Annotated in this window: 24 protein-coding genes; 8 read left to right on the top strand and 16 right to left on the bottom strand. The window is 70.7% G+C overall.

What is annotated here, in order from left to right; genetic code table 11:
* The first annotated feature begins 124 nt into the window (after nucleotides 1-124).
* Nucleotides 125-1,258, top strand: coding sequence for a glutamate--cysteine ligase (locus ACQP2E_RS19610; protein ID WP_433824362.1), 1,134 nt, complete (start codon nucleotides 125-127; stop codon nucleotides 1,256-1,258).
* A 71-nt stretch (nucleotides 1,259-1,329) separates the two neighbouring features.
* Here ACQP2E_RS19610 and ACQP2E_RS19605 read toward each other — a convergent pair whose 3' ends face one another.
* Nucleotides 1,330-2,916, bottom strand: coding sequence for a peptide chain release factor 3 (locus ACQP2E_RS19605; protein ID WP_433824361.1), 1,587 nt, complete (start codon nucleotides 2,914-2,916; stop codon nucleotides 1,330-1,332).
* An 81-nt stretch (nucleotides 2,917-2,997) separates the two neighbouring features.
* Nucleotides 2,998-3,498 carry a glutathione peroxidase gene (locus ACQP2E_RS19600; protein ID WP_433824360.1) on the bottom strand — a complete coding sequence of 167 codons (501 nt, stop codon included), beginning with the start codon at nucleotides 3,496-3,498 and terminating at the stop codon, nucleotides 2,998-3,000.
* A gap of 169 nt (nucleotides 3,499-3,667) precedes the next feature.
* Here ACQP2E_RS19600 and ACQP2E_RS19595 point away from each other — a divergent pair, with 169 nt between their 5' ends.
* Nucleotides 3,668-4,162: a DUF7144 family membrane protein gene (locus ACQP2E_RS19595; protein WP_433824359.1), complete on the top strand. Its 495-nt coding sequence runs from the start codon at nucleotides 3,668-3,670 to the stop codon at nucleotides 4,160-4,162.
* Between the two features lie 4 nt (nucleotides 4,163-4,166).
* Here the strand turns inward: ACQP2E_RS19595 and ACQP2E_RS19590 are convergent, their stop codons facing one another.
* Both ACQP2E_RS19590 and ACQP2E_RS19585 read right to left on the bottom strand, forming a co-directional pair.
* The gene (locus ACQP2E_RS19590; protein ID WP_433824358.1) at nucleotides 4,167-4,493 is read right to left on the bottom strand and encodes an STAS domain-containing protein; all 327 of its coding nucleotides are present in this window, start codon (nucleotides 4,491-4,493) and stop codon (nucleotides 4,167-4,169) included.
* Nucleotides 4,494-4,543: 50 nt separating this feature from the next.
* The gene (locus tag ACQP2E_RS19585) at nucleotides 4,544-5,332 is read right to left on the bottom strand and encodes a GNAT family N-acetyltransferase (RefSeq protein WP_433824357.1); all 789 of its coding nucleotides are present in this window, start codon (nucleotides 5,330-5,332) and stop codon (nucleotides 4,544-4,546) included.
* Between the two features lie 62 nt (nucleotides 5,333-5,394).
* Between ACQP2E_RS19585 and ACQP2E_RS19580 the strand changes: the two genes are divergently transcribed.
* Nucleotides 5,395-5,763, top strand: coding sequence for a YciI family protein (locus tag ACQP2E_RS19580; protein WP_433824356.1), 369 nt, complete (start codon nucleotides 5,395-5,397; stop codon nucleotides 5,761-5,763).
* Nucleotides 5,764-5,823: 60 nt separating this feature from the next.
* Here ACQP2E_RS19580 and ACQP2E_RS19575 read toward each other — a convergent pair whose 3' ends face one another.
* The 6 genes from ACQP2E_RS19575 to ACQP2E_RS19550 form a co-directional block, all read right to left on the bottom strand.
* Nucleotides 5,824-7,302, bottom strand: a complete 1,479-nt coding sequence (locus tag ACQP2E_RS19575; RefSeq protein ID WP_433833709.1) for a dienelactone hydrolase family protein — start codon at nucleotides 7,300-7,302, stop codon at nucleotides 5,824-5,826.
* A 96-nt stretch (nucleotides 7,303-7,398) separates the two neighbouring features.
* A complete protein-coding gene (locus ACQP2E_RS19570; protein ID WP_433833707.1) occupies nucleotides 7,399-7,650 on the bottom strand; it encodes a type B 50S ribosomal protein L31 in 252 nt (83 codons plus the stop codon).
* A 91-nt stretch (nucleotides 7,651-7,741) separates the two neighbouring features.
* On the bottom strand, nucleotides 7,742-8,776 hold the full coding sequence (locus tag ACQP2E_RS19565) for a LacI family DNA-binding transcriptional regulator (protein WP_433833705.1): 1,035 nt from the start codon (nucleotides 8,774-8,776) through the stop codon (nucleotides 7,742-7,744).
* 32 nt (nucleotides 8,777-8,808) lie between these two features.
* A complete protein-coding gene (locus ACQP2E_RS19560; protein WP_433833703.1) occupies nucleotides 8,809-9,813 on the bottom strand; it encodes a hypothetical protein in 1,005 nt (334 codons plus the stop codon).
* Nucleotides 9,814-9,921: 108 nt separating this feature from the next.
* A complete protein-coding gene (locus ACQP2E_RS19555; protein WP_433833701.1) occupies nucleotides 9,922-10,254 on the bottom strand; it encodes a transcriptional regulator in 333 nt (110 codons plus the stop codon).
* Nucleotides 10,251-11,009, bottom strand: a complete 759-nt coding sequence (locus ACQP2E_RS19550) for a hypothetical protein (RefSeq protein WP_433833699.1) — start codon at nucleotides 11,007-11,009, stop codon at nucleotides 10,251-10,253. Before ACQP2E_RS19550 ends, ACQP2E_RS19555 begins: the two co-directional genes overlap by 4 nt.
* Nucleotides 11,010-11,116: 107 nt before the next feature.
* On the opposite strand from ACQP2E_RS19550, the gene ACQP2E_RS19545 reads away from it, so the two are divergent.
* On the top strand, nucleotides 11,117-11,884 hold the full coding sequence (locus tag ACQP2E_RS19545) for an alpha/beta fold hydrolase (RefSeq protein WP_433833697.1): 768 nt from the start codon (nucleotides 11,117-11,119) through the stop codon (nucleotides 11,882-11,884).
* Here ACQP2E_RS19545 and ACQP2E_RS19540 read toward each other — a convergent pair.
* From ACQP2E_RS19540 to ACQP2E_RS19525, 4 genes are all read right to left on the bottom strand, one after another.
* A complete protein-coding gene (locus tag ACQP2E_RS19540; RefSeq protein ID WP_433833695.1) occupies nucleotides 11,854-13,941 on the bottom strand; it encodes an iron ABC transporter permease in 2,088 nt (695 codons plus the stop codon). The two genes, ACQP2E_RS19545 and ACQP2E_RS19540, sit on opposite strands and share 31 nt — an antisense overlap.
* On the bottom strand, nucleotides 13,938-14,990 hold the full coding sequence (locus ACQP2E_RS19535) for an ABC transporter substrate-binding protein (protein WP_433833693.1): 1,053 nt from the start codon (nucleotides 14,988-14,990) through the stop codon (nucleotides 13,938-13,940). The genes ACQP2E_RS19540 and ACQP2E_RS19535 overlap by 4 nt, the downstream gene beginning before the upstream one ends.
* Nucleotides 14,987-15,820, bottom strand: coding sequence for an ABC transporter ATP-binding protein (locus tag ACQP2E_RS19530; RefSeq protein WP_433833691.1), 834 nt, complete (start codon nucleotides 15,818-15,820; stop codon nucleotides 14,987-14,989). Before ACQP2E_RS19530 ends, ACQP2E_RS19535 begins: the two co-directional genes overlap by 4 nt.
* 105 nt (nucleotides 15,821-15,925) lie before the next feature.
* Nucleotides 15,926-16,762 (bottom strand): AraC family transcriptional regulator, encoded by an 837-nt coding sequence (locus ACQP2E_RS19525; protein ID WP_433833689.1) that lies wholly within the window; start codon nucleotides 16,760-16,762, stop codon nucleotides 15,926-15,928.
* Between the two features lie 77 nt (nucleotides 16,763-16,839).
* On the opposite strand from ACQP2E_RS19525, the gene ACQP2E_RS19520 reads away from it, so the two are divergent.
* Nucleotides 16,840-17,451, top strand: coding sequence for a DUF5701 family protein (locus tag ACQP2E_RS19520; RefSeq protein WP_433833686.1), 612 nt, complete (start codon nucleotides 16,840-16,842; stop codon nucleotides 17,449-17,451).
* On the opposite strand, the gene ACQP2E_RS19515 is transcribed toward ACQP2E_RS19520, so the two are convergent.
* Both ACQP2E_RS19515 and ACQP2E_RS19510 read right to left on the bottom strand, forming a co-directional pair.
* Nucleotides 17,452-18,564, bottom strand: a complete 1,113-nt coding sequence (locus tag ACQP2E_RS19515; protein ID WP_433833684.1) for a flavin-containing monooxygenase — start codon at nucleotides 18,562-18,564, stop codon at nucleotides 17,452-17,454.
* A gap of 111 nt (nucleotides 18,565-18,675) precedes the next feature.
* A complete protein-coding gene (locus ACQP2E_RS19510; protein ID WP_433833682.1) occupies nucleotides 18,676-19,263 on the bottom strand; it encodes an adenylyl-sulfate kinase in 588 nt (195 codons plus the stop codon).
* A 53-nt stretch (nucleotides 19,264-19,316) separates the two neighbouring features.
* Between ACQP2E_RS19510 and ACQP2E_RS19505 the strand changes: the two genes are divergently transcribed.
* The 3 genes from ACQP2E_RS19505 (at nucleotide 19,317) to ACQP2E_RS19495 (ending at nucleotide 20,784) form a co-directional block, all read left to right on the top strand.
* Nucleotides 19,317-19,676: a PPOX class F420-dependent oxidoreductase gene (locus tag ACQP2E_RS19505; RefSeq protein ID WP_433833680.1), complete on the top strand. Its 360-nt coding sequence runs from the start codon at nucleotides 19,317-19,319 to the stop codon at nucleotides 19,674-19,676.
* A 133-nt stretch (nucleotides 19,677-19,809) separates the two neighbouring features.
* A complete protein-coding gene (locus ACQP2E_RS19500; RefSeq protein ID WP_433833678.1) occupies nucleotides 19,810-20,289 on the top strand; it encodes a cupin domain-containing protein in 480 nt (159 codons plus the stop codon).
* A gap of 9 nt (nucleotides 20,290-20,298) precedes the next feature.
* The gene (locus tag ACQP2E_RS19495) at nucleotides 20,299-20,784 is read left to right on the top strand and encodes a nuclear transport factor 2 family protein (RefSeq protein ID WP_433833676.1); all 486 of its coding nucleotides are present in this window, start codon (nucleotides 20,299-20,301) and stop codon (nucleotides 20,782-20,784) included.
* The last annotated feature ends 5 nt before the right edge of the window (nucleotides 20,785-20,789 follow it).

The raw sequence follows: 20,789 nt of genomic DNA, 5'->3' as shown, positions 1-20,789 counted from the left end.
GAGGGTGGTGGCGAGCCGCCCTCCACCGCGTCGCGGTCCGGACGAGTGGGGCTGGACACGGCCCATCGCATCGATCGGAGTTGACGGGTAGGATAGGTCTCATGATCATCGGCGGTGCCGGTTCATGACCATTGACTTCGGCTCCTCGGTGAGATCACGTCTCGGCATCGAGTGGGAGATCGCGTGCGTCGACCGGCGCAGCGGTGAACTGGCCCCGGCCGCGCCGGAGCTGCTGGCGAAACTCGGTCCGGCGGAGTCCTTCCCGCACGTGACCGGTGAGCTGCTCACCAACACCGTCGAGATCGTCAGCGCGCCGCACCACCGGACCCGGGACGCCGTCGACGACCTCACCCGTCTGGTCGAGCGGGTCAGCGGGTTCGCCGAGCCGATGGGTGTCGACCTGCTGTCGTCTGGCACGCACCCGTTCAGCCAGTGGTTCCAGCAGCGGGTCACGCCGGACAACCCGCGATACGACACCTTGATCGACCGTACCCGATGGTGGGGCCGGCAGATGATGATCTGGGGCGTTCACGTCCATGTGGCGGTCGAGGACCGCCGCAAGGTCTTTCCCATCATCGACGGCCTGCTCAGCTACCTGCCGCACTTCCAGGCGCTGAGCGCGTCGAGCCCGTTCTGGGCGGGGGAGACCACCGGGTACGCGTCCAACCGCGCCCTGATGTTCCAGCAGCTGCCGACGGCCGGGCTGCCGCCGCAGTTCACCGACTGGGGACAGTACGAGTCGCTGGTCGCCGACCTGAAACACGTCGGCGTCATCGCGGAGCTGAACGAGCTGCGCTGGGACATCCGCCCCTCACCGAAATGGGGCACGATCGAGGTGCGCACCTTCGACGGCATCCCGACCGCCCACGAGATCGGCGCGATCGCGGCGCTGACCCAGTGCCTGGTCGAGCACTTCTCCCGCGAGCTCGACGCCGGGCGCGAGGTGCCGAAGATGCAGCCCTGGTTCGTCCGGGAGAACAAGTGGCGCGCCGCCCGGTACGGCATGGACGCCATCATCATCCAGAACGCCGCGGGCGACGAGCGGCTCGTCACCAAGGATCTCGACCGGCTGCTGCCGGCCCTCGCACCGATCGCCGACGCGCTCGACTGCGCGGGCGAGCTGGAGCACGTGCACGACATCATCCGCCACGGCGCCAGTTACCAGCGGCAGCTGCGGGTCGCCGCGGCCAGCGGCGGAAGCCTCAAGGCCGTCGTGTCGTCACTCGTCCGAGAACTGCACGACGGCCGTCCTGGCTGAGAGCGAGAGCTGCACGACGGCCGGCCTGGCTGAGAGCGAGAGCTGCACGACGGCCGGCCCGGCTGAGAGAGTCAGTCGTCGAGGCGCAGGTCGGGGTGCCGGCCCGCGACCGAGCGCATCCGCCACCGGTGCGGGAAGAGCGCGAGCAGGGCCCCGTCGCGTACCCGGGTCATCACCTCGACGTTCGACTCCGTCTTCAGGATCTCCCGGCCGGCTTCGTCGGTGCGCGCCGCCACCTCGTACGGCAGGTGGTTGAGCTGGGTCTTCACCCCGAACTCGGCCTCCAGACGGTGGGTGGCCACCTCGAACTGCATCGGGCCGACGGCTGCGAGCACCGGGGACTGGTCGCCACGCTGGTCCGAGCGCAGCACCTGGACCACGCCCTCGCCGTCGAGCTGCTCGATGCCGCGCCGGAAACGCTTGAACGCCGCAGTGTCCGAGGTGCTCACCACGGCGAAGTGCTCCGGCGGGAACGACGGCAGGGCCGGGTACTTCACCGGCTCGCCGACGTACAGGGTGTCGCCGATGCCGAGCGCGGTCGCGTTGACCAGGCCGATCACGTCGCCGGGGAACGCCTCGTCGATCGTGTCGCGGCCCTGGCCGAAGATCTGCTGGGCGTACTTCGTGGTGAACGGGCGGCCGGTGTCGCCGTGCGTGACGAGCATGCCGCGCTCGAAGCGGCCGGAGCAGACCCGGACGAAGGCGACCTGGTCACGGTGGGTGCGGTTCATGTTCGCCTGGATCTTGAAGACGAACCCGGAGAACGCGCTGTCGACCGGCTTGTCGGTCCCGGCCACCGTCGGTCGCGCCGACGGCGGCGGCGCCAGCTCCAGAAGAACATTCAACAACTGCCGTACGCCGAGGTTCGCCACCGCCGCTCCGAACAGCACCGGCGTGCTGCGGGCCGCCAGGAACTCCTTGTCGTCGAAGTCCGCGCCGGTCATCGCGAGCAGCTGAAGTTCCTCGTTCGCGGTGTCCCAGTCCGCGCCGTACAGTTCGGCGGCGGCCTCGGCGCTCATCTCCTCCTCGATGGCGAGGTCGGCGCCGCCGGGGGAGCGCTGCATCCGGGTGAACACCTCGGTGCGGCGGTCGATCACGCCGCGGAAGTGCCCGGCGATACCGACCGGCCAGGTCAGCGGCGTCGGCTTCAGGCCGATCCGCTCCTCGATCTCGTCCATCAGGGCGAGAGCGTCGTGGCCGGGCCGGTCCCACTTGTTGATGAACGTGATCACCGGGATGCTGCGCTGCCGGCAGACCTCGAACAGCTTCAGCGTCTGCGGCTCCAGGCCTTTCGCGGCGTCCAGCAGCATGACCGCGCTGTCCACAGCGGTCAGCACCCGGTAGGTGTCCTCGGAGAAGTCGGCGTGACCGGGCGTGTCCAGCAGGTTGATGACCGTGTCCTGGTAGGAGAACTGGAGCGCGGCCGAGGTGACCGAGATGCCACGCTCCTGCTCCATCGCCATCCAGTCGGACACGACGCCGCGGCGGTCACCCTTGCCGTGCACCGCGCCGGCCTGCCCGATCACCCGGGCGTGCAGCGCGAGGGCCTCGGTCATCGTCGACTTACCGGCATCCGGGTGCGAGATCACCGCGAACGTACGCCTCCGGCCCGCCTGTGCGGCAACCCCCGCCGACGACGCCAGCACGTTCTGACTCACGATCCGCTCCCCATTTTTTCGACGATCCCGTAGGTGACTCTATGTCGTCGCCTGGCGTGACCGGTCTCACCCACCCCGTGCTCAGCGCGCCGGGAGTGCCGCCTCGATGGCAGCGACCACCGTGGGCTCGTCCGGGCTGGTACGCGGGCCGAACCGGGCGACGACGCTGCCGTCCGTGCCGATCAGGAACTTCTCGAAGTTCCACCGGATGTCGCCGGTGTAACCGTCGGCGTCGGGCTCGGTGGTCAGCGCGTCGTACAGCGGGTGCCGTCCGTCGCCGTTGACCTCCACCTTCTCGGTCATCGGGAACGTCACGCCGTACGTCGCGCTGCAGAACTCGGAGATCTCCTCGGCGGTCCCGGGCTCCTGGCCGGCGAACTGGTTGCACGGCACGCCGAGCACGGTGAAGCCCCGGTCCGCGTACCGTTTCTGCAGCTCTTCGAGCACCGCGTACTGCGGTGTCAGGCCGCAGCGCGACGCCACGTTGACGACGAGCGTGGCGGAGCCGCGGAATTGGCCGAGGTCGAGCGGCTTGCCCTGGAGATCGGCGATCTGGGCGTCGTAGATGACTGGCGGCGTCACGGTGTCCTCCTGCGGTTCGCTCAGCTCGGAGCTGATCTCCCGGCAAGCGTAGCGGCGTCGATGACCGGCCGGATCCGGCTCGCCGCGCCCGCTCATCCGCCAGGGGTGGTATGCCCGCGCCGTGCCGGGGCGAGCATGGGAGGTCCAGCGCGAGAGTGGAGAGCCGGACATGGCTGTGGGGCGCAGTGCGGCGTGGGCGGGGTGGATCGTCTTCGCGGGCACCGTCATGATCGTTACGAGTTTCATCAACATGTTCCAGGGGATGGTGGCGCTGCTCGACGACGAGCGGGTGGTCGCCACCGCGGACGCGTTCGTCATCGTGGACATGACGTCCTGGGGCTGGACGCTCATCCTGTCCGGGGCGGTGCTGCTCACCGTCGGGATCTTCCTGCTCGCCGGGATGAACTGGGCCCGGATCGCCGCGATCATCGTGGTCGGCCTGCATGCGGTCATCCAGGTGGCCTGGCTCGGGGCGTACCCGATCTGGTCGTTGTTGATGATCGCCCTGGACATCGTGGTGCTCTTCGCGCTCACGGCGCGGTGGTCACAGGCCGGCGAGGATCTGCGCTCCCACGAAGGCGGCGTGGTGTCGGAGGGTGATCCGCTGCACGGGCGGTTGCCGCACGAGATGACCGGGCCGTATTACGGGCCGCGGGTCACCTGACGGGTCAGTCGCCCAGCCCGAAGGCCGCCGACAGGCCGGTCACCGCGATGGCCTTCGCGACCGGCGGTGACGGGTGGATCAGCGTCAGCGTGACGCCGGCCGCCGCGGCGGTGTTGCGGGCGCTGATCAGCGCGCCGAGGGCGTACGAATCGATCAGATCGACGCGGGAGACGTCCACCTGGAGGAACCGGCACTGGGAGGCCTGCGCGGCGGCCGCGAGGTTGTCGCGGACCTCGTCGGCGTCCGCGAGATCCAGCTCCCCGGCCAGCGCTGCCCGCAGGGTGATGCCGTCACTGCTGGTCTCATACATGATCAACGCGTTGCCCGACATGTGACGACCGTATCCGCCTGGCGGCCGATCCGCCCGGTGAGGGTCTCCGTCTACTCCGGCGGGTTCCAGTGGTAGTGCCTCGATGCGGTGATCTCCTGGAAGCCGCGGCGGCGCAGGATGGGTGCGCTGTCCGGGGACGCGTCGACGTGCAGCAGCCGGAAACCGCGGGCGGCTGCCTTCTGGGCCCGGGCGCCGAGCAGCGCGCCGTACAGGCCGCGTCCCCGCCAGTCCGGCAGCGTCGTGCCGCCGAGCAGCGCGACGAAGTCGGAGCCGGGGTGGTAGATCACCCAGGCGGAGCAGACGACCCGGCCGCCGGCCTCGGCGACCAGGATGGTGATCTCGCCGGGGCCGGCATCCACCCGGGTGGTGAGGTCGGACGCGACCCAGGAGCAGTCGAAACCCCACACCGCGGTCTGCTGATCGGCGATCCGGCGCATGTCATCGGGCTCGCTGACCTCCCGCAGCAGCACGCCGCCGGGCAGGACGGGCTCGGCCGCCACCTCGTCGGACACGCCGATGAGCACGGCCGACGGCGCCCCGGGGACGAAACCGGCCGCGACCAGCCGCTCGGGAAGATCCGTGGGCAGGTCGTGGGCCCGCACCTTCCACTCGACGCCCTGGCCGCGAGCCCGGAAGTAGTCCCGCTGCCGGGCGATCAGCCGGTCCAGCGCGGCGCCGGTGACGCCGATGTCGCGCGGCGCCCGGACCCGTCCCACGTGCGCGCCGACGACCCGCAGGACAGGTCCGTCGTACTCGTGGGTCACTCCGGCCGGGACCGCGCCGGGCGGCATCCGCATCTGCGCGTCGTAGGCTGCCAGCAAGGCAACGGTATCGACCATGGTCACATCATGCCGGAGTCGCGCACTGATGGGCCGACGGTGACCGGAAAGGGACGCAGGGGATGACGCATTATTTGATCTCGTTCGATGACGGCGCGATGAGCCACATCGCCGACGAGGACTGGCCCGACGTGGGCAAGGCGTCGCACGCCGTGGTACAGGAGGCCATGGACGCCGGGGTGTGGGTGCTCGGCGGCGGCATCGAGAGGCAGACGGCGACCGTCGTGGCCACCGACGGGACGATCACCGACGGCCCCGACCCGGCCGTCGACGTGGCCGTCGGTGGGTTCGCCGTCGTCGATGTGGCCACCCGTGAGGAAGCCCTCGCGTGGGCCGCCAGGATCGCCGTCGCCTGTCGCTGCGCGCAGGAGGTCCGGGAGATCATGCCGGACGCCGACCAGGAGGCATGGCTTCGCCGGACTCGCCGGTGAAGCCAGACCGTCACGGGGACGCCGGCCGTCAGATCCTCGCCCCACCGCGGAAACGTTGCTTCAGATGAGCGGCAGCGCGACGGCGAGGGGCCAGGTCACGACGATCGCGCCGGTCAGGGCGATCGCCCAGGCGGACACCGCGAACCGGTTCAGGATCGCGCTCCACAACGCCTGCCACAGCATCAGGCCGATCAACGGGAACAGCGCCAGGATCACGAAACCGTGGGTCAGCCCGGTGACGGCCGCGGCCGCCAGCACGATCACGAAGACCGCCGCGATCGCGAGCAGGCTCAGCGCGTCGCCTCCGGCGACACGTTCGGCACCGTAGGCGAGCAGGGCAAAAGCCACCCAGAGGATCAAAAGCAACCACCAGCGGTTACCCACCGGCCAGGCGTGGGTCATTCCCACGTGCACGGGTACGGAGATGGCGACGGCCGCATACGGTACGGCGAGCAGCAGACGCGGACGGCTGATCGTGTGTTTCGGGGAGGCGGGCCGGGTCCTCGCGTACGCGTACAGAAGAGCGCCGGTGACGGCCGCGTACCCGACGATGTATCCGGCGATCGCCAGTGGCAGCCGGGTCGTCGGCAGGAACCGGGCGATCACCGCTCCGGCGATTGCCGCGACGGCCGCCACCGCCGTGATCCGGGCTGTCGCCGCGATGCGTTCGGTCAGCTGCCGGGGTTCGGCCGCCGGGTTCCCCATCCGCGGCCGGGGATCGCCGGCCGGGCCGGCGAGCAGCGCGGCGAGCGGATGGAAGCCGATCAGGAACGCCAGTACCAGCAGGACCGTGCCGGCGAGACGCCGCCCCGGGAAGGGTATCGATGCGGTGTCGCGGTGCCTATCGAAGCTGGAGTCGAGCCACGTGACTGTCGCACGGTGCGCCTCCGGGGCGTACAGAATGGAGATGTGCTCGACGCCGGGGACGATCCGGGCCGCGCGGTCGCCGCGCTGCGCGGCGACCGTGGTGGCGACCCAGCGGAAGCCGGAGAATTCCAGGGCGCCGGCCATGGTGAGCAGTCGTGCGGGGCGTTCGGGGGAGGCGACGGCGTCGTCCGGCAGCGAGATCGCCACGGTCGCGGTCACGTCGGGATGCGCGGCGGCGTAACGAGTGACGGCACCGGCGCCCATCGAGTGCCCGACCAGCGCGACCGCGGAGGGGTCGACATCGGGCAGTGAACGAAGGTGGGCCAGGGCCACGCCAAGATCGTCCTGGAGGGCCTCGGTGGACGCGTCGGTGCCGGCGGCCTGATCCGGCAGGGGCGTGGTGTTGGCGCCGTGGCCGGTGAAGTCGAGCAGGACGACCACGTATCCGCTGGCCGCGAGGGTGTCGCCGAACGGTGCCATCAGCTTCGCCGATCCGGAGAAGCCGTGCGCGACGACGACTCCGGGGTGGCGGCCGGTTGTGGCCGGGTGGACCACGTCGAGCGGGACGCCGGCCGAGGTGACGTGTTCCCGGCGCAGGTCATGACCGGCGCCGGCGATCAGCCAGCCACCACCGGCGACGAGGACGAGCAGGACAAGCAGCGTGCGTTTCAAGGAGCTCTCCCGCTAGTCATCCGGTGAATGCCGGATGCTACCGACAGTCGGCCGCCTCCCCGGTGGGAGGCGGCCGATGGTGGGGCCGGTGACGGGTCAGCGGGCGTACTTGGCGTACTTGGCCTTGAACTTCTCGATGCGACCCGCGGTGTCGAGCACGCGGCTGCGACCGGTCCAGAACGGGTGGCTCGCGGCCGAGATCTGGACGTCGATGACCGGGTACGTGTTGCCGTCCGCCCACTCGATCGTCCTGGTGCTGGCCTCGGTCGAGCGCGTCAGGAACGCGTAGTCGGCGTTGCGGTCGCGGTACACGACGCGGTGGTAATCGGGGTGGATTCCACTCTTCATGACTGACCTCCAGGTTGATCGATCACCACAACCGATCCGCCTGCCTCGATATTTCGGGGAGGGATGTGTCCTGGTAGACAGTGGTTCGGCTTCAGCTGGAGCCACGGACCGTCAGGGTGGTCGGCAACCGGCCCGGTGCGGGCAGGGCCGGGTCGAGCAGGTGGTGGATCGCTGAGGCGGCCTCGTCCTCGACCGGCATGTACACCGAGGACAGGTCCGCGGCCTCGGCCAGGGCGCTGCCGTCGAAGCCGACGACCGCGACGTCGTGCGGCACCCGCCGGCCGGTCTCGCGCAGCGCCTGGAGCACACCCATCGCGGTGACGTCGCAGGCCGCGAAGACCGCGTCGAGCCGGGGTTCGCGGGTCAGCAGTGCGACGGTCGCCGCGTACGCACGGGCCCGGGTGAAGTCGCCATCGGCAGAGATCACGGTGCGGGCCGCGCCGGCCGTCACCCGCAGGAACCCGGACCTGCGTTCCAGGGCGCACGGCGTGGACGGGCCGAAGACCGCGCCGATCCGCCGGCGGCCGGTGCTGATCAGGTGCATGGCGGCCTGGTAGCCACCGCTCTCGTTGTCCGGGGCGACGAACGTGACCCCGGGCGCGGACCGGCCCAGGGCTACCGTGCGGGAACGTCGTGCGTACGCCGCACCGGCCGGCCCGGAAACGTTGATCAGCAGCCGTCCGAACGGTGGGTCGTCGTCACCGGCGACAGTGGGCGCCTCGTCGACCCGGCGTACCTCCAGGGAGATGTCCTGATCGCCCAGCGCGCGCATCGCGCCGGTCAGCACCCGGCCGTAGAACGGTTTGGCGCTCATGGCGGCGGGATCCGGATCGACGATCAGCACCTCGATACGCTCGCGCCGCGCCGCGCTCGTCTTACCGGTGGCCAGCGCACGGGCCACCGCGTGCGGCTCGAAACCGAGCCGGGCGGCGACCGCGCGCACATGGTCGCGCATCGTTTCCGACGTGCCGTACATGCCGTTGATCGCCCGGGAGGCGGTCGCCCGCGACACCCCGGCCACGCGCGCGACGTCAGCGAGAGTGGTGCGCCTGCCGTCGGTGGCGGCGGCGGGGGTGGGTCGCTTTCGGTCCATGCCGGCAGCGGGGGTGGGGCGCTTTCGGTCCATGCCGGCAACGATAACGCCGATCGATGCCGGGCCTAGGGGCGCGGGAAGCCCATCGTCGGGTGTGGCGGGCCGTCCAGAGCGCTGGAGACGAGGTCGGCGAGCTCCCAGTACGACGGCTCGTCCTGCTCCGAGGCGTGGTACGCCAACCCGTTGACGACGCTCGACCAGACCGAGCCGCTCAGCGTCACCTGCGCCCTGGGCGAGGTGCTCTTGGCGGCGATCGCGATCGGCTCGTGGCTCGACCGGTCGCCGTTGGCGTACGTCTCGACCGGCCCCATCACATCGCTGATCTGGCGCCAGGCCGTGGTGGGCAGCACGACCTGGTAACCGCGGCTGTTGTCCAGGCCGAGGTCGTCCGGAGTCTTGCCGGCGATGGTGAATTCGCACCACGGCGACCAGCCGCCCGCCGGAACGGACGGCGGGGTGCCGCGCACCCGCCAGCGATACGACTCGCCCTGCCGGAGCCGGGTACCCAGCCGGGCGAAGTCCAGCGTCGCGGTCAGGACACGGTCGCCGAAGCGGTTGCCGGGCTGGTCGAGGTCCTGGGCATGGGCGCGGTCGCTGATGCCGCGCAACTGAACAGTGGATTCGATCTCGGTGAGGCCGGGCACCGGCGTGAACGACGAGGACAGCACCGGGAACACCGTGTCCAGGACCGGCCGGTCCGGCCCGGCGACGCAGTCCCGGCCATCGGTGGACATGCCGGTCGGCAACGCCGCCCCGGCGTACTCCGGGTCGGCGGGGTCCGCGGCGTCCTCGTCCGACCGTCCGGCGGTGCTGGTCCAGGTGTAGTCGCAGCTCACCGCCTCGGATCGGGGGTAGGGCCGGGTCGCGATGGCCATCTGGCAGGCGGCAAGCGACGGGGGAGCCGCCGGCCCGGCACCTGCTGCTCCGGCACCTACTGCTCCGGTACCTGCTGCTCCGGACTTTGCTGATCCGCCGTCTTCCGTGTCGCCACCGAACCCGGCGATCCGGGTCACCCCGGCCACCGTGAAGACGACAGCCACAGCCCCGACCGCGATCCACCGACGTGTCATCCGACCCCTCCTGCCGATCTGCTCGGATCGGCAGGAGGCGCGGCCGCTTGAGAATTTCGAGCGAATCCGCCCGCTGTTCGCGATCTGGCGAAGTGACGGGGTGGAACGCTACCGCTGTCCGCCGGCGGACTGCTGGGTCTCGACGCGGGCGATCAGCACCTTCAGCCGGCCGATCTCCTCGGTCAGTGCGGTGGTGCCGTCACGTGTGAGCGTGATCCAGGTGCGGCCGCGCTTGCCCTGGTAACCCTTCTCGATGTCGATCAGGCCGGCCGTCTCCAGCACGGACAGATGCTTGGAGAGGTTTCCGGCGGTCAGGTCGAGCTGGGTGCGCAGGTATCCGAACTCGACCCGCCGCGCCTCGTGGGTGATGGCGAGAATGCCCAGCCGCACCCGCTGGTGCACGACCTCGTCGAGGCCGGTGACCGGGTGGCCGTCAGTCACCGCGTCCTCCCGTCTGCCTTGGCGAAACCGACCCCGCCTGCCTTGGCGAAGCCGAACCGGCCTGCCTTGGCGAAGCCGAACCCGCCGGCCAGGAGCACGACGCCGACGATGAGCTGGGGCAGCGCCATCGACAGCCGGACTCCGGTGTTCGGCCCGGACGCCCAGCCCGGCGGTGTCATCCCCTCGGTGGTCGGCAGCACCAGCAGCACCAGCACCAGGTAGGCCAGGGTGAACACCAGCAGCGGCACGTTGCGTTCCACCTGGGACAGCACCAGCAACGCGAGCCCGATCAGGCCCCACGGTGCGATCAGCCGGTCCAGCACGATCCACCAGAACGGCATCGGGCCGCCGTCGAACGGCGGGTTGCCCGGGAAGTACGCGGCAGCTGCCGTGTACGCGGCCGCGATCACCACGGCCGTCACCGCGCCGGTGATCGCGTACGGCAGCACGCGGGCGCCCAGTCCCCGTGCCCGCGCGGCCCGCACGTAACTGACCGCGATCGCCGCGTAGGCGAGCAGGAGCGCGGGCGGCCAGTAGTAGAGCAGGCCCCGGCGGGCGAACACGCAGCCGCTGTCGTCGCAGTCCAGCTTCAGGAAGAACCAGTCGAACGGGATGGCCACGAGGGTCACCGCGGCCAGCACCAGAAGGGCGACCCAGGTCAGGCGCTGGTCACGGCGTACCCGGCCGGTCAGGTCACGCACATCGGCGAGGAGGCGGTGCGGATCATCGCCGGTGGATCTCGATTCAGCGGTCATGCCAATAGGTTTCCACAGCAAACCTATTGGCGCTACCCCTGATCTGAAACGGGCACGTAGGCTGAGGCGGGTCCCGGCACAGCACAGCGATACAGGCGGCGGAGCACATGGGTTACGTTCGGATCGGCGACGCCGACCTCTACGCGGAGGTCGCCGGTGCCGGCGAACCCGTGCTCCTGCTGCACGGTGGCTTCTGTTCCCTCGAATCACTGCGGGCGCAATCCGACGCCCTCGTTCCCGACCACCGGGTGTACGCGTTCGAGCGCCCCGGTCACGGCCGCTCCGCCGACATCGACGGCGACTACGACTACGCGCGGGGTGTCACCGACACCCTGGGCTACCTGGACGCCGCGGGTCTGGAGTCGGCGCACATCGTCGGCTACAGCGACGGCGCGATCATCGGCCTGCTCCTGGCCCTGTACCACCCGCAGCGGGTCCGGTCGCTGACCGCCATCAGCGCCAACCTGGACCCGTCGGCGTTCACCGACGAGGGCGCCCCGGTGCTGTCCCCGCTGGTGAAACCCGCCGAGCAGAAGCCCGACGCCGAGCGGATGCACTACGAGCGCCTCTCGCCGGACGGCCCCCGGCACGCCGACGTCGTGCTGGCGAAGCTGTTCCGGCTGTGGACCACCGAGCCGCACATCGACCCGGCCGACCTGGCCCGGATCACCGCGCCGGTGCTGGTGATCTCCGCTGACCGCGACACGATCCGTCCCGGTCACAGCCTGCTGATGGCCGCCTCGATCCCCGGCGCGCAGCTCTGCATCGTGCCGGGCACCACCCACAACCTCGTGGCCGAGCGTCCCGAGCTGATCAGCACGCTCATCCGCGACTTCCTGGACGATCAGGCACGGCGTAACAGCCAGACGAAATAGGGCGCTCCGACCAGGGCCATCATCAGACCGGCCGGGATCTGCGCCGGCGCGATCACGGTACGCCCGAGAGCGTCAGCGACACAGACCAGCAGGCCACCGAGCAGCATCGCCACCGGGATGATCCGCCGATGCCCGACCCCGACGAGGCTCCGGGCGATGTGCGGCGCGACCAGCCCGACGAAACCCACCACACCGACCGCGATCACACTGACCGCCGCCGCGAGCGCCGCGATGGTCAGCAGCACGAGCCGCGTCCGTTCCCGGCGGACACCGAAGATCCGCGGGGTGTCCTCGTCGATCGACAGCAGGTCGAGTTCCCGGCGCATGCTGAACACCACGGGGGTGGCGAGCAGCAGCACGATCACCACAGGCAGCACGTCGTCGAAGGTCCGGCCGTACGTCGTGCCGGACAGCCAGGTGAGAATCCGCGGCGTGTCCCAGGGATCGGCGCGCAGCAGCAGAAACGTGCTGATGTCGGTGAGCGCGTACGCGCAGCCGATCCCGATGAGCAGGAACCGGTCCGGCAGCAACCCGCCCCGCCAGGCCAGCAGCGAGATGAGGGTGAAGGTGGCGAGTCCCATCACGACGGCCGTGGCGATCAGTGTGGTCCGGCCGCCGGGCAGGTCCGAGGTCACCACGATCACCGCGCCGAGTCCGGCGCCCGCGGTGATGCCGAGGACTCCCGGTTCGGCGAGGGGGTTGCGGACCGTGCCCTGTACGACGGTTCCGGCGAGGGCGAGTGCCGCACCGGCGACGACCGCTGCCGCGACCCGGGGCGCCCGGTCGTCGAGCGCCCGGCCGATCAGGTCCGGCGCGGTGCCCTGCAGCCAGAGCGCGATGTCGCCGGTCCGCAACCAGAGGCTGCCGGTGAGCAGCCCGGCGGTCACCGCAGCGACGAGCAGCACTGCGGCGACAACCATGACCGTCAGGAAACGCCGCCGGGAGCGGACCGCCACCCGTGCACGGGGCGCCTCCCGGGTCGATCCGGCGTCGGGCAGCCGCAGTGCCAGGACCACGATGACGATGGCGCCGAGCAGCGAGGTCGGGATACCGGTCGGGATCGAGGCGGCCGCCTGAGCGCCGAGCACGGCCCGCAGCACCGCGTCGGCGAGCAGCACGAACAACGCGCCGACCAGCCCGCAGGCCGGGATCAGGAAGAGGTGCCGGCTCAGTACGCCGATGCGGTTCGCGACGAGGCGTACGGCGACCGGCGCCGCCAGCCCGACGAAGGCGAGCGGGCCGGCCAGGGTCACCGAGATGCTGGTCAGCAGGACGGCACCGAGGATGGCGAGGATCCGGGTGGAGCGGATCGGCACACCGAGCGAGGCGGCCGTGTCGTCGCCGAGCCCGAGCACGTCGAGGCGCCGGGCCAGCAGCAGGGCGGCGCCGAGCGTGACGGCGATGACCGGGGCGGCACGCAGGGCGGCGTCGATGTTCAGCTGCGCCAGGGAGCCGCTGCCCCAGGCGTACAGACCTGTGGTGTTCTCCTTGAAGAGGATGAGCAGGGTCGCTGTCGCGGCATCGAGGGCCATCGCGACCGCCGAGCCGGCCAGGATCAGCCGGGTCGAGGCGATGCCCGAGGCGCTGCCGACGAGGCCGAGCACGAGCACGGCGGCGAGCAGGCCGCCGCCGAACGCCACCACACCGGAGGCCCAGAGCGGCACGGTCAGGTTGAACGCGGCGACCGCGCACAGCGCGAAGTACGAACCGGCCGTGACGGCGAGGGTGTCCGGGGCCGCGAGGGCGTTGCGAGTGACCGACTGCAGCAGCGCACCGGCCGCGCCGAGCGCCACACCGACGGCGATCCCGGCGAACACGCGCGGCAGCCGGGAGCCGGTCACCACGTCGGCGATCGGCACGCCGCCGACCTGCTGATCCCGGGCGCCGGACACGAAGCGGACCAGGTCCCAGAATCCGACACCGGAGGTGCCCTGGGTGACGTGCCACAGCCCCACGGCGACGACCACGACGAGCAGGGCGGCCAGCACGGCCGCCCCGCTCGCGCCGCGCCCGAGCCCTACGGCGGGCAGCGCCCGCCGCACTCGGGTGTCGCTCACGCCTGGGTCAGGATCTTCACGTACGCGTCGATCGCCTGCTCGTTGGAGAGCGGGCCACCGGCGCCCCAGACACCGGCGGGGAAGGAGTACGCGCGCTTCTCCTTCACGGCCGGCAGTGCCGTCCAGATCGGGCTCTTCACGAGTTCCTTGACGTAGCTGTCCGGGGTCTCGTCGTCGGAGTAGAACAGCGTCGCGCTGCCGACCGCGGTGAGTCCTTCGATGTCGGTCTGCGCGAGACCGTACGACGGGTCGACGCCGCCACTGCCGTACGAGGCGTTGATCTTGTCGGTCCAGGCCGCGGTCATCCCGAGCTGCTCGCCGAGCTCGGTGAACAGGGCGCCCTTGCCGTACGGGCGGATGACGACGTTGCCGCCCTCGATCCAGCCGTCGAAGAACAGGAAGTCGGTGGCGGTCACCTTGGCGGCGGCGACCTTCGCCTTGGCCTCGGCGAGGTGCTCGTCGAACTGCTTGAGCACCAGGTCGGCGCGCTCGGTGCGGCCGGTGGCCGTACCGATCATCGAGAAGACCTTCTTCATGTTCGCGATCTGGCCGGACGCGTCGGCGCCGACCGTGGCGAGCACCGGCACACCCCGCTTCTCCAGCTTGGTGATCATCTCGTCGTCGGCCTTGTACGCCTCCACGATGATCAGGTCGGGGTTCGTGGCGTACAGCGCGTCGAGGTCGGGCTCACCGCGCTCGCCGGTGTCCACCACGCCGGCCGGCAGCGTCTCGGCCTTCACGTACGTGCCGTACCCCTTGGCGTCGGCGACCGCGACCGGGGTGAGGCACAGCGTCAGCAGGTCCTCGGTCTGCTGCCATTCCAGCACCGCGACGCGCTGGGCGGGCTTGGCCAGCTCCACCGTGCGGCCGACGCCGTCGGTGATCGACACCGGGCCGGTCGCGGTCGTCGTGGTGTCGTCGGCGCAGGTCTGCGACGTCGGGGCGGCCGAGCCGCCGGCGGCGGGCTCCTCGACCTCGGTGGTGCCACAGGCCGTGACGGTCACGGCGACCGTCGCGGCAAGCGCCGCGAGGCGGATGAGGGATGTCATGCGAGTCCTTCTTTAGATGATGCGAATTTCCGGTTGCGGGCGGGATGCCGCCCGACAGGGTCGATGCGCAAGCGCCCGGACCGCGGGTCCACCTCGACCTCGACACGCAGGCCGTAGACCTCGCTGAGATGCTCGGCGGTGAGCACCTCGACGGGATCACCCGCGGCGTGCACCCGCCCGGCATGCAGCAGCACCAGCGTGTCCGCGACCCGCGCCGCATGGTCGAGGTCGTGCAGCACGATGCCGACGGCGACACCGTGGTCGTCGGCGAGATCGCGTACCAGATCGAGGGTTTCGATCTGATAGCGCAGGTCGAGGTGGTTGGTCGGCTCGTCCAGCAGCACGACGCCGGTCTGCTGCGCCAGGCAGGCGGCGAGCCAGACCCGCTGCATCTCGCCGCCGGAGAGTTCGCCGACCGCCCGCTGCGCCATGTCCTGCACGCCGGTGACGCGCAGGGCCCGCTCGATCGCGTCGCGGTCCGCGGCGGACGGCCCGGCGAAACGGCGCCGGTGCGGATGCCGGCCGAATCCGACGACCTCGCTCACCGTCAGCCCGTGCGGGGCCTGCCGGGACTGCGAGAAGAGCGTGACCTCGCGGGCGAACTCCCGTGCGGTGAGCAGCGACACGGCACTGCGGTCGAGCAGCACCTCGCCGTCGTCCACCCGATGCAGCCGGGCGAGGGCGCGCAGCAGCGTGGACTTCCCGCTGCCGTTCGGACCGACCAGTGCCGTGACCTGGCCGGGTGCCAGGGTCACCGAGACGCCGTGCACCACCGGGGTCTTCCCGTAGCGAAGCAGCAGCTGTTCACCACGGAGGAAGACTGGGGGCATGAGGGGGACTCCGTTAGTAAGGGTTGCCTTGCCTTACGGAGGCTAAGTGATGATCAACTTGTCGGCAATCCCGCACTCAGGACAGGCGATACGGGAATCCGGACATCAGGCCGGATACGAGGACGCCTTGGCGAGCAGCCCCGGCGTCACCTTCATCACCCGCCGGAACGCCGCGATGAACGTGCTCGGCTGCGAGTATCCGAGCTGCTCGGAGACCTCGCGCACGTCAGCGCCCGCGGACAGCAGGGCGAGCGCCTCGTGCACCCGCAACGCCTGCCGCCACTGCGCGAACGACAGCCCGGTCGCCTCCCGGAAGGCCCGGGTGATGGTCCGCTCACTCATCCCCAGATGCGCCGCCCACTCCTGCAGGCCCCGATCGTCGGACGGGTCGTCGAGCAGCGCCCCGGCGATCGGGTCGATCCGCGGGTCCCCGGGCACCTCCAGCGCCAGTTGCCGCTCCGAAGGTTCAAGAACGTCAAAGACCACAGCTTCGGTACGCGCCCGCGCATCAGCGTCGAGGTCCTTGCGCGCCAGCCGGAGCAGCAGCGACTCCAGCAGCGGCGTCATCGTGATCGACGTCGGCCCGGCGAACTCGACAGGTGTGCGCCCGGGATCGAAGAAGGCGTCGTGCAGTTCGGCGGACGCCGTGAGCCGGCCCCCGTGGACCACCCCGGCGGGCAGCCACAGGCCGAACCCGGCCGGCACCGTGAAGATCCGGTTCCCGATCCGCGAGGTCAGCGTCCCGCCGCGCACCCACACCAGCTCGTGCATCGGATGCGCGTGCGGCAGCCAGTCGGTAGCGGCCCCGGGCACCTCCGACTCGGCCACGATCGCGAGCGGCCCCAGATCGCCGGCCGGCACCGACACGGCCCGGCGAACCACCGTCCCCGGGTCACGCCGCCAGGTGCCGAGGCTGAGGTCGTCGTGGACCGCCGGGAACATGCGGCAGAGCTTACCGGGGGAATACTCCGTACGCTATACGGTGTTCTGCCGTTACCGACCTCTCACCGGGAGACCGCATGAGCCTGAACCGCCAGCTCCACCGCTTGCTCGAAGCGGGCGTCGCCGACGTCGCCGGCAGCAGCGCGGCGGAACTCACCGCCTGCGTCGCCGCCCTGCCCGACGAGCCGCAGAGCGTGCTCGTCGTGCATCCCGCCCTGGCCACCGCCCGCCAGTTGGCGCCCCTGCTGCGCCGTGACGACAAACCCGGATTCGTCGTCGAGGACCTGACCGACCTGGAGGAATTCGTACCGATCGAAGGTCTTGATCTGCCCGACCGGCCGCTCTATCTGATCCGCGAGTCCGACCGCGGCGACGACATGCGCAACTGGAGCCCCAACGAGGCGTTGCCGGTGATCCGCGAACGCGGGCGGACGCCACTCACCGTGAACGAGGGCATCAGCTGGCTGCTGCAGGACCCGAAGGTGCTCGAGCCCAACCACTGCTTCATGACCATCGGCGACCGCAAGCGCAGCGCAAGCGGCCTCGACGCCCGGACGCCGGCCATCTGGATCAGCGGCGGCACCGGGCGTGACGGCACGGCCCGGCGGCGGGCGCCGAAGGTCGGCTGGTGCTGGGCCGGCAACCGGCACACCTGGCTGGGGTTCGCCTCGGCCCGTGACCGGGTCTAACTAACTGTCAACGGCCCGGGCGACCCGGCGGGACTCGATCGCGATCTGGCGCAGCATGCCGCCCAGCGTCACGTCGTACCCGAGGAAGTGGAGCCCGGGCCGCGCGGCCGGACCGCCGTGCACATGCGGGACCCCGGTCTCGTCGAACAGTGCCGGGTCGTCGAACAGTTCGCCCAGCCCGGTGCCGTACCCGGTGGCGGCGACGACCACGTCCGGTCGCAGGCTCGTGCCGTCCGCGAGCAGCACCGATGTGGCGTCGAAACCCCGCACCGCGGCGACCGGGCGGACCCGGCCGGCGATCACGTCGCGCACGATGCCGACGTCCTGCACCGGCACGTACCGCTGGGTGCGCAGCCGGGTCTTCAGCCCTTCGGCCGGGCGGTCGATGCCGTACGGTCGCAGGTCCGGCATCTCCATCCTGCCCATCGTGGCGGCGAGGGTGTTGACGAGGCGTTCCGGCAGGCGGCCCAGCAGCAGGCCGTTCATCTGCGCGGGCCAGCCGGCTGTCTCGCGGCGCACGATGTGCGGCGGCGTCCGGATCGCCAGGCTCACCGATGCGGCGCCGCCCTCGGCCAGGTCGGTGGCGATCTCGGCGCCGCTGTTGCTGGGGCCGGCCACCAGCACGTCCTTGCCGGCGAACGGCCCGGCGTTGCGGTACCGCGAGGAGTGCAGCAGCGTGCCGGTCCACTCCTCGCGGCCCGGCCACTGCGGCACGGCAGGCGTGTGCAGATATCCGGTCGCCACGACCAGCGTCCGCGTGGCGTGCTCGGAGCCGTCAGCGAGCCGCAGCGACCAGCCGTCGGCCCCCGGCTTCACGCTCGTCACCGTCGTGTGGGTACGCACGTCGACAGCGAAGCACCGGGCGTACGCCTCGAGATAGCGCACCAGGTCGTCGCGCCTGACCCACCGCCCGAACTCCCGGGGGATCGGCATGCCGGGGAGGCCGGACAGGCCGCGGACGGTGTGCAGCCGCAGCCTGTCGTACCGGCCCCGCCAACTGGTGGCCACGCCCGGGCCGCGTTCCAGCACGACGCTGTGCACGCCGCGCGCCTTCAGCTGAGCAGCCACGGCGAGGCCCGCCGCCCCGGCGCCGAGCACTGTCACGTCTGCCATGCGCCGAGTGTCCTCGACGGATGATCGGCGCGCAGCCCGTCGAACCGTCAATTCCCGGCGGCGTGCTGCTCCTCCTGCCGGGATCGGCCTGATCGCTGGGAGCATCAAGCATCAGGCGCAGCCGCCTCTTCCGCCTCGGCTCCGCGGATCACCCGCCGGCGCGTCGGTCCGGACCGTTTCCGCTGGTGACGTCTGCCTGCCATCAATGCGGCAGATCCCGGCGACGGCCTCGGCGACCTCTGCGGGCGACCCGTGCCCGCCGTCGACCACGACGTCCTCGACGGCAGCCTCCCGCAGGATCCGATCGAGCGTGCCGCACCGCTCCAGATGCCACGCCAGTCCGGCCGGATCGTCACGATGCCGCTGCCGCAACCGCTCCCGCACGGTCTCCACACTGGTCGCGAGCCGGCACGCCGTCAGCGGAACACCGATCGCGTCCTGGTAGCCGTCCCGCTCGGCCCGGCTCTCCACCACCCCGGCCAGTACCAGCAGCCTCGCACCGTCGTGAAGAAAGTTGCGGGCGACCGCCCGCAGGTTCCGCAGGGTGATCCCGCCGTTGAACGGATCGCCGGGCGGGCTGGGCCACGACCGCCGCAGCCAGTCCACGTCGATCACCGCATGCGGAACCCCACGCTGGGTGAGCAGATCACCCAGCGCCTCCGCGACCGCCGTCTTTCCGGCACCCACAGTGCCGGTCACGAGCAAACCCTCTGGGGTACGCGTGTTCACCATCGTCCTCCACCATGGAGAGCATGACGACGACCATCATCCCTGAAGATCACCTGGACCTGCTCGAACGGCCGCTCATCGCTGATCTGGCGACGGTTCGTGAGGACGGAACCCCGCAGGTGAATCCCATGTGGTTCGCCTGGGACGGCGAGTTCATCCGCTTCACGCACACCAACTTCCGCCGCAAGTTCCGCAACATCTCGGCGAACCCGGCGGTGGCGATCTCGATCGTGGACGCGGAGAACCCGTACCGCTACATCGAGGTGCGCGGCGTCGTCGAGCGCATCGATCCGGACCCGACCGGCGCGTTCTACGTGGAGCTGGCGAAGCGTTACGACGCCCCGTTCGGCATCGAGCCCCCGAAGGACGCCCCGGACGGGTGATCTTCGTGGTCCGCCCGACGGCGGTCGGTCGCCGCTGAGCCGCCCCCGCTGAGCCGAGCGCCACCACCGATAGAACATCCAACTAGGTTCCTAGGATGCTCTATCGGTGGTGGCGCTCGGCATAATCGACGTCATGACGTATCCGCCCCCGCTGTACCACGGCGACAAAGGCGAGGTCTCCGCCACGTACCGGCCCGCCGCCACCGAGCCCGAGCTCGTCTATCCGAACGGCACCAGGATTCACTACCTGTCGACGGGCGAGTCCACGAACGGCCTGTTCGGCCTCTATCGCTGGGAGTGCGGCCCCGGCGTCACCGGCCCCGAGCCGCATTTCCACCACAGCCTGGCCGAGTCGTTCTACATCCTCGACGGCGTCCTGCGCATCTACGACGGCAGCCGCTGGATCGACGCCGAGCCCGGCGACTGGGTGCACGTCCCGCCCGGCGGCATCCACGCCTTCAAGAACCACTCCGGCACCCCGGTGAAGATGCTGCTGCACTTCGCGCCCGGCGCGCCCCGCGAGGGCTACTTCGAAGGCCTCACCGAGATCGCCGAGATGACCGACGAGCAGCGCACCGCCTTCTACCTGGAGCACGACAACATCTGGCAGTGAGGATCAGCCGTGCGAAACACCGTACCGATCTGGCGCGCAGCGGGCGAGTCGGGCGACGCCGCTGCCGCGGTGACCGCCCTCAGCCCGGAGGCGGTCCTGATCTCCCCGATCACCGAACAGTTCACCTTCCGCGGGCACACCCAGATCGGTGGCCTTCTCGAGGTGGCGTTCGCGACGATCGACGACATCACCTACACCGACCAGGTCGCCGAAGGCCGCACCGTCGCGCTGTTCTATCGCGCGACAGTGTCCGGCACCCCGATCCATGAGGCACAACGCCTGCGCCTGGGCGAGGACGGGCTGATCACCGAGATCACCCTTTACATCCGGCCGCTGCCCGCCCTGACGCACCTGATGACCACGCTCGGCCCAGCCCTGGCCCGCCGTAACAACCAGCCCGGCCTGGCCCGCGTGATCCCCGTCGCGGGCGGCCTCCTGCACTCGATGGCCGCCACCGGCGAACGCCACATAATGCCCAAAGCCCGACCCCGCTGACCGCA

This window comes from Actinoplanes sp. CA-015351 (assembly GCF_050955685.1).
Classification (GTDB): Bacteria; Actinomycetota; Actinomycetes; order Mycobacteriales; family Micromonosporaceae; genus Actinoplanes.
Note: the sequence above shows the minus strand (reverse complement) of the source record. Positions and strands in the feature narration are given on the sequence as shown.